10 protein-coding genes are annotated in these 13169 nt (G+C 66.9%); 6 read left to right on the top strand and 4 right to left on the bottom strand.

Annotated elements, in window-relative coordinates:
- The first annotated feature begins 616 nt into the window (after nucleotides 1-616).
- On the top strand, nucleotides 617-2158 hold the full coding sequence (locus tag JWN03_RS04000) for a carbohydrate kinase family protein (RefSeq protein ID WP_297609835.1): 1542 nt from the start codon (nucleotides 617-619) through the stop codon (nucleotides 2156-2158).
- Between the two features lie 70 nt (nucleotides 2159-2228).
- Nucleotides 2229-3002 (top strand): GTP cyclohydrolase II, encoded by a 774-nt coding sequence (locus tag JWN03_RS03995; protein ID WP_297609833.1) that lies wholly within the window; start codon nucleotides 2229-2231, stop codon nucleotides 3000-3002.
- Between the two features lie 5 nt (nucleotides 3003-3007).
- Here JWN03_RS03995 and ribA read toward each other — a convergent pair whose 3' ends face one another.
- Nucleotides 3008-3868 carry a GTP cyclohydrolase II RibA gene (ribA, locus tag JWN03_RS03990; protein WP_297609830.1) on the bottom strand — a complete coding sequence of 287 codons (861 nt, stop codon included), beginning with the start codon at nucleotides 3866-3868 and terminating at the stop codon, nucleotides 3008-3010.
- Between the two features lie 304 nt (nucleotides 3869-4172).
- On the opposite strand from ribA, the gene JWN03_RS03985 reads away from it, so the two are divergent.
- Nucleotides 4173-6002 (top strand): AMP-dependent synthetase/ligase, encoded by a 1830-nt coding sequence (locus tag JWN03_RS03985; protein ID WP_297609829.1) that lies wholly within the window; start codon nucleotides 4173-4175, stop codon nucleotides 6000-6002.
- 108 nt (nucleotides 6003-6110) lie between these two features.
- Here the strand turns inward: JWN03_RS03985 and JWN03_RS03980 are convergent, their stop codons facing one another.
- The 3 genes from JWN03_RS03980 to JWN03_RS03970 form a co-directional block, all read right to left on the bottom strand.
- The gene (locus JWN03_RS03980; protein WP_297609826.1) at nucleotides 6111-6647 is read right to left on the bottom strand and encodes a YbhB/YbcL family Raf kinase inhibitor-like protein; all 537 of its coding nucleotides are present in this window, start codon (nucleotides 6645-6647) and stop codon (nucleotides 6111-6113) included.
- A gap of 27 nt (nucleotides 6648-6674) precedes the next feature.
- Nucleotides 6675-8024, bottom strand: a complete 1350-nt coding sequence (locus JWN03_RS03975; RefSeq protein WP_297609823.1) for a M20/M25/M40 family metallo-hydrolase — start codon at nucleotides 8022-8024, stop codon at nucleotides 6675-6677.
- Between the two features lie 212 nt (nucleotides 8025-8236).
- A complete protein-coding gene (locus JWN03_RS03970) occupies nucleotides 8237-9454 on the bottom strand; it encodes a hypothetical protein (protein ID WP_297609820.1) in 1218 nt (405 codons plus the stop codon).
- A gap of 177 nt (nucleotides 9455-9631) precedes the next feature.
- Here JWN03_RS03970 and JWN03_RS03965 point away from each other — a divergent pair, with 177 nt between their 5' ends.
- The 3 genes from JWN03_RS03965 to JWN03_RS03955 all read left to right on the top strand — a co-directional run bounded on the left by JWN03_RS03965 (nucleotide 9632) and on the right by JWN03_RS03955 (nucleotide 13141).
- A complete protein-coding gene (locus tag JWN03_RS03965; RefSeq protein ID WP_297609817.1) occupies nucleotides 9632-10561 on the top strand; it encodes a phospholipid scramblase-related protein in 930 nt (309 codons plus the stop codon).
- Between the two features lie 130 nt (nucleotides 10562-10691).
- The gene (locus JWN03_RS03960; protein ID WP_297609814.1) at nucleotides 10692-12224 is read left to right on the top strand and encodes an FAD-dependent oxidoreductase; all 1533 of its coding nucleotides are present in this window, start codon (nucleotides 10692-10694) and stop codon (nucleotides 12222-12224) included.
- 83 nt (nucleotides 12225-12307) lie between these two features.
- The gene (locus JWN03_RS03955) at nucleotides 12308-13141 is read left to right on the top strand and encodes an FAD-dependent oxidoreductase (RefSeq protein ID WP_297609811.1); all 834 of its coding nucleotides are present in this window, start codon (nucleotides 12308-12310) and stop codon (nucleotides 13139-13141) included.
- Nucleotides 13142-13169: the final 28 nt, after the last annotated feature.

The following is a 13169-nucleotide window of genomic DNA, read 5'->3' as shown; positions in this document are numbered from 1 at the left end:
GGCCCGGTTCCACCGGCCCACTGCACAGTTCGGCCAGTTCCATTGCATCCCTGGCCTGCCGAAAGGTCAACAACACCTCCGGCCACCAGCTCAACACCCACGCCGGTTCCCCCGGATCGGCGCGCCGGCGCGCCCATTCGGGACTGGTGCTACTGGTGATCGAACGACTGCTCTCATAGATCACGACGGTTCTCCCAAAGAATGAAGCGCCGTCGCCATCGGCTTCCGTTGTGCGGAATGCCTGAAACCGGCTGATCGCATTGCGATGATCAGCCGGTGCTGTCGTTGCCGACGAACGGTGAACGTGGATCGAGCGGCGACGACGGTACGGGTGTGGTGGTTCGCATTTGCCGGCGGACGAATCCGCCTAGCGCACAGCGACTTCGGCGTCCTGCTCCGTATCGGGCTCACCGGCCGCCGCTCTGGTGCCCCGGTGGAATCGTCGAATCAGGAGAATCGCTCCCAACACCGAAACCTCCCAAACCGTCTGGTGGAGGCGTTATTTCGCCTAAACTAGGATGGCATTTGCCGGTAGGTACCGGCAATTGCCGAAGTTACAAGGGAATTGCCGGTTTTCCTGTGCGATAAACCTGCTCATCGGTATCGTTGAGGGCGAATGACAAGAAACCATCCACAGCGTCGCGCCGACTCTCTGGCGGCTACGCAGGACCCCGGCATGGTGGCAGTGCGTGGGATCCTCACCCGGCTGCGCAAGCGATCGGGTTTGAGTCTGGATCGGCTGGCCAGCACCGAAATCGACACCACCACCCTGCTGCAGTTGAGCGTGGTGCGGCGGTACGCACACCTGAGCGGTATGACGACGGCCGCGGCGCTGCCGAAGGTGATCAGCCATGTGGCACGCCGGCTGCCGCCGACGCAGCAATTGATCGTCGATGCCGAATTGCGCCTGGGTCTGCTGCGCGACCTTCCGCCCGCGGGCATCGACCTCGATCGGCTGTATGGACCGGATCTCGGTGAACGCCGCCGCTACCTGACCGAACAGTGGCAACGGCTGCATCACGCGCTGCTCGTTGCCGAGCCGCCGGCCGCGCCGACCGTGCGCACACTCCGCGACAACCCGGAGGTGCGGGCGTTCACGGCGCTGGCCGAATTGCTCAGCTCCGGTTCGGAACTCGATATCGCGGGCATGGCCCGCCTCGATGCCGGTCACGATCCAGCGGCGCGTTCCTGCCCCACGGTGGCGGTCGTCGGCGATGCCGCCACCGACCAGATCAATGTGGTCGAGAGCTTCCCCGTGCCCGGCGCGTCGAGTTGGGGCGATTTCCGCCGTCATCCCGGTGGCAAGGGGCTCAATCGCGCGGTCGCCCTGGCCCGCCTGGGTCTGGATGCCCGGCTGATCGCCGCGATCGGCGCGGATGAGGACGGGCGCGCGATCGAAAGTTATCTGCGGGATCGGCACGTCGATACCAGCCTGCTCAAGGTCATCCTCGGAGCGCACACCCCGGTGGCGACCGTCATCATGCTGCTCACCGGTGAATCCGCCTCCATCGCTTTCAAACAGGACCGGCTGCGACTCTCGGCGGCCGATCTCGACAGCGCCGCGATGCGCCAGGCCCTCACCTGCTCCGACGCCGTGGTCGTGACGTTCGAACAGGCCATCGATGTTGTCGCGGAGGTGCTCGCCATCGTCGACATCGGGCGGCCGCGTCCCTGGTTGATCGTCAATGCCTCGCCGCCGACCGTGCTGCCCGGTCACCTGCACGAGCACCTGGCAGCGGTCGATTATCTGGTCGGCACCGCAGAGGAAGTAGCGGCGACCTGGCCGGGAAGTTCATGTGAGGTATCCACCGAACGGCTGTTGCGGCGCGGCGTCGGTGCGGTCTGCATCGTCGACGGATTCGGTTGCACCATACGATCGTCGACCATCGAACTGCGCGTGCCGCATGTGAGTCTGCGGGACAGTTCCGCCGGAGCGTCCTCGGCATTCTCCGCCGCGCTCGTCTACCGCCTCACGACCACGAAGCGTGCGGCCCAGGAGGCCGACTTCCGCTGGGCCACCGCAGCAATCTCCGCGCGCAGTCCGGGCCGCGACATTCCCGAGTCCATGCCGTCGGTTTCCAGGATCGACAGATTCCTCGACAGCGGTAACCTGAATGAGCACAGCGTGATTGGCGAAAAGCCGGACCGGCCAGGCTGAAGCCGAGGAGTGTGGGTGCGTGGCTCGCCGCCCGCACCCGACCGGGTCGCACCGGTGTAGGGAGCAAGCGATGCCGTGGCTCGACAATACGGCCCATGCCGCTCTGGGCCGCTCGGACCCCCAGCACTATGTCGGTCGCAAAGGCCGCAAACTCAGGTTGCGAGTACTGGCCGTCGGGGACAACGACGAGCATGGACACGTATTGATCTTCGGCGACGAGCTACGCGACAACTGCCTGGTCCGCATTCATTCGCGCTGCCTGTACGGCGAAGTTCTGCGCTCCGACGACTGTGACTGCGGTAGCGAACTGGATATGGCACTGGACTTCATTCAAGACGCGGGCGCCGGCGTGCTGATCTACCTCGAGCAGGAGGGTCGCGGCGCTGGGCTGATCGCGAAGGCGCGCGGTTATCAGCACGGCGAACGCACCGGCGCGGATACCTTCGCCAGCTATTTGGCGCTCGGCTATCCGGCCGACCTGCGCACCTACGACGACGCGGTGGCCATGCTGGTGGCGCTGGGCCTGCGTTCGGTGCGACTGCTCACCAACAATCCGGAGAAGGTTGCGGCGGTACGCGCCGCGGGCCTGCAGGTGGATCTGGTGCCGTTGCACACCTCGCCGCGCAGCGAGCGTGCCCGCCGCTATCTGGAAGCGAAACGAGTACGCGGCCATCAGCTTCCGTCCTACAACCGGCCGCGGCTGCGGCTACGCGAGTGCCGCAGCTGGCTTCGGTCCAGGACGATGAGCGTGGTGATCGTTGCTGTCATGATGGGCGCGATGCGGACGCTGAGCCTGCTCGCCGGTCGCCGCCGCCGAGCACCCAGCAACCCTTGCACGGCCTGAATGTTCTAGTGTGCGCCCGTGATCCCGACAGCGGCTATCGCCGCGCAGGCCAATGCGATGAATCCGCCGAGCATCGGCAATCCGTTCCATGCGACCAGTCCGGCGGCACTGGCGACAACGGCGGTCATGGCCGGGATCAGGGTCCTGGATCTGTAGTGCCGAGGCAGACTGTGTTTGTCGTGCCGCCGTTTGGCGGTCAGATACTTTGCGGCCTTGGTACTTTGCGGGCGCGGGTGCAGCGGAATCGCGTGAACGCGCAGTCCTGCCCGTTGCAGGGCCTGCACCTTGCGTTCGTTGTTCGTCAGCAGCTGCACCGAGGACAATCCCAGCCCGGCAAGGCTGCGCCCCGCGGATTCGTAACAGCGCGAATCGGGTTCGACGCCCAGCAGGCTGTAGGCGGTGAAGGTGTCGACCCCGAGCTGATCGCACAGCCCCAATCCGCGTGCTTTCGTCATCAGGCCCGCGCCGCGCCCCTCCTGTTCGAGGTAGATCAGCACTCCCGCCCCTGCCTGCTGAATGAGGTCCATGGTGCGTTCGAGTTCGGGTCCGCAGTCGCAATCCTGCGAGCCGAGCGCATCACCGTAGAGGCAGCGCGAATGCAGTCGAACGAGGCAGTTGTCGGTGATCGCTCCGAAGATCAGGGCGTGGCCGGTGTCGCCGGGCTCGTCGAGCGGGAGCACCCGGGCCCGCAATTCCTGGCCTTTGCGGGTGAGCAGATGAGCGCTGTCCGGTAGCTGATCCAGCGGCAAGGGGTCGAGTGCGCGCGGGCTCTTGGGCCGCAGTCCGCTGTAGAGACGGTGAACGCGGGTTCCGCCCGGCAACGGCGGCCTCGTGGTGGTGGTCAAGCCCGGTCGATCCTCCGTCATAGGCCGCTCATCGGGTGATGGCACGGGATGTTCGGTATGTGGTGCACGTCACCACTAGGGTCGCGATGACAATAGGTCGCGCTCCGGGTCGGGCGACTGTGGGCCCGGAGTTTCGCGCGCTCGCCGCCGATGTAGCGCGCGACACAGAGGCGACTTTCTGGCTAAGCTGAGTGAGCCGCGCCACAGCAGGGCGTGTGGCCATGTGCGTGGGTCGGTTGGGTGTCTTCTCGGACGTCGAGGTTCTCGCAGGTCGAATGGGTGCATGCGGGTGGCGGGTGAAGTGAGAGGCAATCGGAAAAGGGTTATGACGACAGACATCGGCTATCCGCATAAATCGGGCAAAACGGTCTTCACGATTCCGGCGGCGTTCCAGCAGACGCTGACGCTGCGTCCGGAGCAGATCGCGATCCGGACCGTCGGCGGCACACGGGAAATCACCTGGCGCGAATACGGGGAGCACGTGCGCAGCATTGCGGCGGGGCTGGCCGGGCTCGGCGTCACAGCGGGCGACACCGTGGGGATCATGCTCACCAATCGGCCCGAGTTCAATTTGGTCGACACCGCGGCCCTGCATCTGGGCGCGACCCCGTTCTCGATCTACAACACCAGTTCGGCCGAGCAGATCGCGCATCTGTTCACCAATGCCGAGAACAAGATCGTGATCACCGAGCCGGCCTTCCTGGACGCCGTGCGCGGCGCGGGCGTGGAGCTCGAGCACATCGTGCTGGTCGAAGGATCTGCCGCGGGCACCCTCACGCTCGCCGAGGTGGAGGCCGCTCCCGCAGCCGATTTCGATTTCGACGCCGCCTGGCAGGCGGTGAAGTCCGAGGATATCGCGACCCTCATCTACACCTCCGGCACCACCGGCCCGTCCAAGGGCGTGGAGCTGACCCACCGCAATGTCGTCGCGCAGATCGTCGGGCTCGTCGCGGGCCCGCTGACGGTGGGCCTCGATGACCGGTCGGTGTCCTATCTGCCGGCCGCCCATGTGGCAGACCGCATTTCCGGTCACTGCGCCAACCTGTTCACCGGCGTGCAGATGACCTGCGTCCCGGACCCGCGGGAAATCGCCGCCGCCCTGCCCGATGCCCGCCCCACCGCCTTCTTCGGCGTGCCGCGGGTGTGGCAGAAGATCAAGGCCGGTATCGACGCCAAGCTCGCCACCGAGCCCAGCCCGGTGAAGAAGGCGCTGGCGAACTGGGCCATCGGCGTCGGCATCACCGCCGCGCGCGCCGATCTGTCCGGCAACGGCCGCGGCCTGCTGCTGGATGTGCAGCACAAGCTGGCCGATGCCCTGGTGCTGTCGAAACTGCGGGAGGCCTTGGGCTTCGGCGAACTGAAGGTCGCGGCCTCGGGCGCGGCGGCCATCCCGCCGGACACCCTCGAGTACCTGCTCGGCCTGGGCTTCACCGTGACCGAGGTGTGGGGCATGTCGGAAACTTCCGGCGTCGGCACCTACACCCCGCTGCACAAGCCCAAGCCGGGCACCGTCGGAATTCCGCTGCAGGGCACCGAGATCCGTCTCGACGAGGACGGTGAGCTGCTGATGCGCGGCGATATCGTCACGCACGGTTACCGCAAGATGCCGGAGAAGACCAAGGAGGCCATCGACGGCGACGGCTGGCTGCACACCGGTGATGTGGCGACCATCGACGGTGACGGCTACATCAGCATTGTCGACCGCAAGAAGGAACTCATCATCACCGAGGCGGGAAAGAACCTGTCTCCCACCAATATCGAGAACACCGTGAGTTCGGCGTCCTCACTGGTCGGCCAGGTGGTGGCCATCGGCGAGGCCAAGCCCTACATCGCCGCGCTCATCGTGCTCGATCCCGATACCGCCGCGGTGCGGGCCAAGGCGCTGGGCATTCCGGATGCCGATCTGAAGACGCTCTCGGCGCGCCCGGAGATCATCGCCGAGGTGCAGGCCGCGGTGGCAGCCGCCAATGCGAAACTCGCTCGCGTGGAACAGATCAAGCGTTTTGTGCTCATCGATCAGGGCTGGGAGCCCGGCGGTGAGGAGCTGACCCCGACGCTCAAGCTCAAGCGCAACCCGATCACCAGCAAGTACGCGGCCGAGATCGCCGCGCTCTACACCACCCCCGCCCCGGACAATGTCGTGAACCTGTCCTGATCGGCAATTGACATGACTGTGGCCCTGGACGAATCGTCCAGGGCCACAGTCATATCGAGACGCCCGTCATCCCGGCATGCTTTGGGCCGGGATGCACGGCCGGAAACTCTACTTCTGCTCGTGCGTGCCGATCAGAGTCGCGCGGCCGATGGCATTGAGGAACAGGTTGAAGCCCAGGTAGGCGGGCGAGGCGCTCTCGTCGACGTCGAGCTTGTCCACGCCGACCGCGTGCACGACCACGAAGTAGCGGTGCGGTCCGTGCCCGGCGGGCGGGAACGCGCCGGTGTACTCGTGCAGGCCCGCGTCATTGCGCAGCACGACCGCGCCGGCGGGAAGACTGCCGCCCTTGCTGCCCTGACCGGTTTCCAGACTGGTCGTGGTGGCGGGAATATTGGCCACCACCCAGTGCCAGAAACCGGAGGCGGTCGGTGCGTCCGGATCGAATACCGTGACGGTGAAACTCTTTGTCTCCGGCGGGAATCCGGACCAGCTCAGCTGCGGCGAAACGTCTTTGCCGCCCGCCCCGGAGAGAGCGCTGACCTGATCCAGGTGCAGCGGCTGCCCCTCGGTGATATCGCTCGAGGTGAGCGTGAACTCGGGCAGCTGCGGCAGCGGGGCATAGGGGTTATAGGAGTAGTCGGGCACGCGATGTCCTCTCGAAAGGTCGGCTCGTCAGCAGTTCAGCAGGAAGTGTTCCAGGACGCTCGCCCCGAACTCCAGTGATGCCACCGGAACTCGCTCGTCGACGCCGTGGAACAGGGCGGTGAAGTCCAGTTCCGGGGGCAGCTGCAGCGGTGCGAAGCCGAAGCAGCGAATCCCTATCCGCGCGAAGGCTTTCGCGTCGGTGCCGCCCGACAGCATGTAGGGCACGGTGCGCCCGTCCGGATCGTGCGCCAGGATGGCGTCGTTCATGGCATCGACCAGGTGGCCGTCGAAAGTCGTTTCGTACGAGTCGAGTTTGGTGATCCACTCCCGTTCGACATCGGGGCCGATGAGCGCGTCGACCTCCTTCTCGAATTCGGCTTGGCGCCCCGGCACCACACGGCAGTCGATGACGGCTTCGGCGGTCTGCGGAATCACATTGGCCTTGTATCCGGCCTGCAGCATGGTCGGATTGGCGGTATCGCGCAGGGTGGCGCCGATAATGCGGGAGATGGTGCCCAGCTTCGCGAGCTGCCCTTCGATATCGGGGCTGGCCGGATCGAACTGCAGCCCGGACTCCTCGGTGACGGCGGCCAGGAATTCGGCCACCGAATCGGACACCACGAGCGGGAAGGTGTGCGTGCCCAGACGCGCCACGGCCTGCGCCAGAATGGTGACGGCATTGTCCTCGTGCAGGAACGAACCGTGCCCGGCACGCGCCTTGGCGCGCAACCGCATCCAGCCCAGGCCCTTCTCCGCGGTCTCCACCAGGTACAGCCGCCGCTCGCTACCGTCGGGGCGTGGCACGGTCAGCGAGAAACCGCCGACCTCGCCGACCGCCTCGGTGATTCCGGCGAACAGATCGGGCCGATTGTCGACCAGCCACTGTGAACCCCAGCGGCCGCCGTTCTCCTCGTCGGCGAGGAAGGCGAAGACGATATCGCGGGGCGGCACCGTGCCCTCGATCTTGAACTGCCGGGCCACGGCCAGCATCATGCCGACCATATCTTTCATATCGACCGCGCCGCGGCCCCACACATAGCCGTCGCGGATGGCGCCGGAGAACGGGTGCACACTCCAGTCGCCGGCCTCGGCGGGCACCACATCCAGATGCCCGTGCATCATCAGCGCGCCGCGGCTCGAGTCCGCGCCTTTGAGACGGGCGAACACATTGCCGCGCCCGTCCGCGCCGGACTCCACATACTCGGTGGTGTACCCCGCCTGATGCAGTTGATCGGCCACCCATTGCGCGCATTCGCGCTCACCCTTGGTGGTCTCGAGTTCGCCGGTATTGGAGGTATCGAACCGGATCAGCGTGCTGACCAGGTTCACCACCTCGGAGACGGCGCGGGACGTGCGAGGTTCGCCAGTTTCGGACACGTCCCCTTTCCTACCACCTCGCCGCCCTGCCGCCCCCGGGCCCCGCCCCGCCCCCGTGTCGGCCGCGCAGGTGAGCCCCGCCCGCACGAATTCGAATCATCCTTCGCGCAAGGGTTTCCATCCGCCATTCCATCCGCACCGGCCGCGTTGAACACGCCCGATCGCAGGGTGCCGGCAGGGTCGTGCGAGATGCGGCTTCGCCTGCGGGGCGGTCAGCGCAGAATCCGCATGGTCATGGTGAGGGTCGCGAGCAGGGAATCGAGGCTCTGGTCGGCGATGCGGCGTTCCAGGATTTCCGGGTCCAGGCGGGTGGAGGTGGCCCAGAGCTCGCCGATATGGGCTTGCACATCCACGTCGGTGGCGGCCAGAACCCACAGCAGTGGCGCCCACAGGCGGGCCGCCTGGGCGATGGCGGGCAGCATGATCAAGGTCGAGGGATCCAGCTGGGCGAGGCGGGAGCCGGCGCGGCGGCGTATTTCGGCGGGGGTGCGGGCCAGGGGCTCCAGCACGCCGCGCCACAGGGCCAGTTCGCTGCTGCCGTCGACGGCCGCGACGAGGGTTTCGGCGTTCTCGCCGATCACGGGGTTGAAGGCGAGGCGGGTCAGGGCCGAGGGGCTGAGCCGGCCGATGAAGCGCAGCAGGTCGTCGGTGGCGTCGGCGACGAGGAAGGTGGTCAGCAGGTCGGCGATGGCCGAGGGTGGTGCGACCTCGAAGAGGATGTCACCGACGGCCTCGATGACATCGGGTGCGCACCGGGCGAAGACCGACAGCGCCGCCAGTCGCAGCTCCTTGGACCCGTTCAGGACGGTGCCGAGCAGTTTCGGCACGCGGTGCCCGGGACCCGAAAGCAGTTGCCGCACAATGGCGCTGATGCTCTCACCGGAGTAGGCGTAGGCGGCCGACTGGATCAGGCCCTCGTCATCGGGGACGCCCTCCTCGACCGCGCGCACCAATTCGGGTGTGGCATAGGCGAGGAACGGCCCGGCGGTGATGTAGTCGCGCCGGCGCAGCAGCTCATTGACGATACCGATGACCGGTGCGGTCGGGGCGTCGTCGGCGAGCTGTCCGACGGTGCGCGGATCCAGATAGGGCGCGCAGTCGGCCGCGTAGTTGATGCTCAACCGCAGCAGTGCGTCGACGGCCTTGCGCGGATGCTCCACGCCGACCGCACCCGCCGCGCGCCCGGTCATGGTCGGCGGCACCATGCGCTGCACGATGGGAATGGAGATGCTCAGCGGAATGATCGGCACCAGGGCGCTGATGCGGTCGAAAACCGGTGCGTGCTGATCGAAGAGCTTGCCGGACATGCGTTGCTGCAGTTCGTGGAGCCGGGCCGCGCCGAGTCGTTCCAGGTGCGCGAGCCGTTCGACCGGGACGTGCAGGGTCCTTGCCAGGAGTACCAGCTGTGCGCGGGTCACCAGATCGGTCATAGGCCCGCCCGGGTCGGTGGCATTCCGTCATAGGCGAATTCGACTGTGGCAGACATACTTTCCCCGTCCTCGGAGTCCGTGGCAGGACTCCCCGTATTCGACCGCTCATCATAGGCGGGCAGATGCGGCGAATAAGGCAAAAGGTGCAGACTCTCAGTGCCTCGTTAGGATGCGGCCATGAGTCATCCCCCGGGTTGGTACCCCGAGAGTCCAGGTTCCGTCGTCCTGCGTTGGTGGGACGGCAGCCAATGGACGAATCACACCCAGCCGCAGCAACAACCGGTGAAGCCGCAACAGCAGCACATTCCCCAGCCGCAAGGGCAGCAGTACAGCCAGCAACAACAGAGCCAACAGCAGTACGGTCAGCAGCCGCAGGGTCAGCAGCAATATCAGCAGCGCAGCGACGCACACCCGTGGGAGATCGAGGTCGGCGCGGCGAACAATCCCGCCGATATCCAGCGGCAGGTGCAGCAGCAGGCCGGGCTGGGCGCGGCGCAGACGGGCGGCGGCACCGTGTTCACCGAGGCGATTCTGGTGGTGAACCAGAAGGTCAAGCTCATCGAAATGGCCAATGAGTACAGCGTTTTCGACCAGAACGGCCGCCAGATCGGCGCGGTGGTGGAGGTCGGGCAGAGCGCGCTCAAGAAGGCCGTGCGCTTCATGTCCAGCTACGACCAGTTCATGACGCACAAGCTCGAGATCCGCGACGGGCACGGCCAGACCATGCTGCGGGTCACCCGTCCCGCCAAGATTCTCAAGTCGCGCTTCCTGATCGAGCACGGCAATGGTGCGCCGATCGGTGAGATCGTCCAGGAGAACATGATCGGCAAGATCAACTTCTCCTTTGTGGTGAACGGCCAGCAAATCGGCGGCATTCGCGCCGAGAACTGGCGGGCCTGGAATTTCGCCATCCACGACCACACCGGCGAGGAGGTCGCCCGCATCACCAAGACGTGGGAGGGCCTGCTCAAGAACATGTTCACCACCGCCGACAACTATGTCGTGCAGATCCACCGCCAACTCCCCCAGCCGCTGCTGTCCATGGTCGTGGCCTCGGGCCTGGCCATCGACACCGCGCTGAAACAGGATTCGCGCGGCTGGAACTGAGTACCCTGCCGATCGCTGGGCCGGTCCGTCACCTGACCGGACCCGGCGGCAGGTGGCCGCGCAAGACCGGCGCGGTGGGTGCAAGTGCCGTGCAAGCGGCAGGTAATCGCTGCTCGGCACAGTGGTTCTCATGAACGAGACACACGATGTGGTGGTAGTGGGAGCCGGACCGGTCGGGCTGATGCTGGCCTGCGAACTGCGGTTGGCCGGAGTGGATGTGCTCGTGCTGGAGCGGCTTTCCGCACCCGATCAGACCGTCAAGGCGGGCGCCATCAATGTGCCGACCGCACAGGCGCTCGCCCGCCGCGGCTTCCTGCCCGACCTGCAGGCACAGCAGCAGGCGACGATGGATCGATTCGCGGCGTTCCGCCGCAGCGCCGGGCTGCCGTCTCCGGCGGCCGGAAAGCAGCCTCCGGCCGGGCATTTCGCCGGTCTCATGCTCGAGACGAGCAATATCGACTACGCCGATCCCGCGTTCGCCGAGCTCGGTCCGGCCGCCGACAACTGGTTCATCTCCCAGCAGGGTATCGAGTCCATGCTCGCTCGCCGTGCCGCCGAACTCGGTGTCGAGGTGCGGCGCGGGGTAGAGGTGACGGGCTTCGCCGACGACGGCATCGGCGTCACCGTCGACTGCGGCGTCCGTGTGGTGCGCGCCGGCTGGCTCGTCGGCTGCGACGGCGGGCGCAGCGTGGTCCGCAAGCTCGCCGGGTTCGAGTTCCCCGGCCTCGAGCCGGAGATCACGGGACGACAGGCGATGGTGGAGATGACCGGCGCCGAGCAGATGCAGCCGGGCTGGCACACCACACCCACCGGCATCTACGTCTACGGCCCGATGCCGGGCCGCTTCCTGACCGTCGAGCTCGACGGCCCGCCCGCCGACCGCGTCACCCCGGTCACCGCCGCGGAACTCGAAGGCAGTTTCCGGCGTGTCACCGGCGTGGATGTCCGCATTACCAAAGTGCTGTCGGCGACCCGCTTCACCGACAACACTCGCCAGGTCCCCAACTACCGCAAGGGGCGCGTCCTGCTCGCAGGCGACGCCGCCCACGTGCACTCCCCCTTCGGTGGCCAGGGCCTGAACCTGGGCGTCGGCGATGCGGTCAACCTCGGCTGGAAACTCGCAGGCGTCGTGCGCGGCTGGGCCACCACCGAGCTGCTCGACACCTACACCACCGAGCGGCATCCCATCGGCGCTTGGGTGCTGGATTGGACTCGCGCACAGGTGGCTCTCATGCGCACCGACCCGCGCAGCCGCATGCTGCGCACCGTCACCGCCGAACTGCTCGCCACCCCTGATGCCGCCACCATGATCGCCAAGAAGATCTCCGGCATCCTGCACCGCTACGACCTCGGCGGGTCCCACCCCCTCACCGGCGCGGCGACCCCCGATATCGAACTCGCCGACGGCACCCGCCTGAGCGAGCACTTCGCGGAAGGCACCGGCATCCTCCTCGATCTGACCGACTCCCCCGCCCTGCGCACCCTCGCCGCCCGGTGGCCGGACCGAATCCACGTGGTGACCGCCAAACCGGCTCAGCCCCGCGCACTTTCGGCAGCCCTCATCCGCCCGGACGGCATAGTCGCCTGGGCCGCCGACACCGCTTCCACCGACGGCCTCCCCGAAGCCCTCACCCGCTGGTTCGGTACCCCGCAGTCTGAATAGTCCCGCTCAGCGGGAGGGGCATTTTCGGGAGGGGCGTGGTCTGGGACCGTTCGCAGCAGGACGAACGGAAGGACAGTGCCGTCATGAGCGAATCGGACTCCCGCGGCTGGGATCTCGAAACCGACGTTGTCGTACTGGGTTTCGGGGCGGCGGGATGCTCGGCCGCCATTACCGCACACGATGCCGGCGCGCAGGTGCTGGTGCTGGAGAAGATGGCGGCCGGGCGGGAGGGCGGCAGTACCCGGGTGTCCGGGGCGGTGTGGTTCGACAATCGGGATCCGGAGCGCGCTGCCATGTATCTGCGCAGTCTCAGTGCAGGGCGACCGGTGCCGGAGGCGGTGGTCCAGACGTGGGCGCGGGAGACCGCCCGCAATACCGAGTGGATGGAAAGCCTCGGCATCGCTGTCGGATCGGCGGTCCCGGCGCCGCCCGAATATCCCGAACTCGAGGGCAGCGATGTGATGACCGGCTGGATCGGGGTGGACGGCAAGATGGGCGGCGGCCTGCTCTGGGCCGCTCTCGCCGAGGCCGTGCGCAGCCGGGGTATCGAGGTGCGGTTGCAGACTCCCGCACGGGAATTGGTTGTCCAGGACGGCGTGATCACCGGGGTGCTGGCGACCGCCGCCGACGGGAGCGGACTGCGAATTCGCGCCCGCCGCGGAATCATCCTGGCCACGGGCGGTTTCGAGGCTGATCCCGCCATGGTGCGCGACCACCTCGGCCTCACCGATCCGGTGATCTGGGGAACCCCCGCCGCCACCGGCGACGGGCACCGCATGGCCATTAAGGCCGGGGCCGACCTGTGGCATATGGCGAACATGATGACCCTGCCCGGATTACGCGCCCCCGGTTACGAAGCCGGCTTCTACACGGCATTCCCCCACTCGAAGGGCTACTATCGCGCGATGCCGCGGTAAGTTCCTGGTGATCTTGGTTGCCCTGGCC

Source organism: Nocardia sp., assembly GCF_025465275.1.
In the GTDB taxonomy this organism is placed as follows: Bacteria; Actinomycetota; Actinomycetes; order Mycobacteriales; family Mycobacteriaceae; genus Nocardia.
The sequence above is the reverse complement of the archived record's forward strand: the minus strand, read 5'-3'. Positions and strand labels throughout refer to the sequence as shown.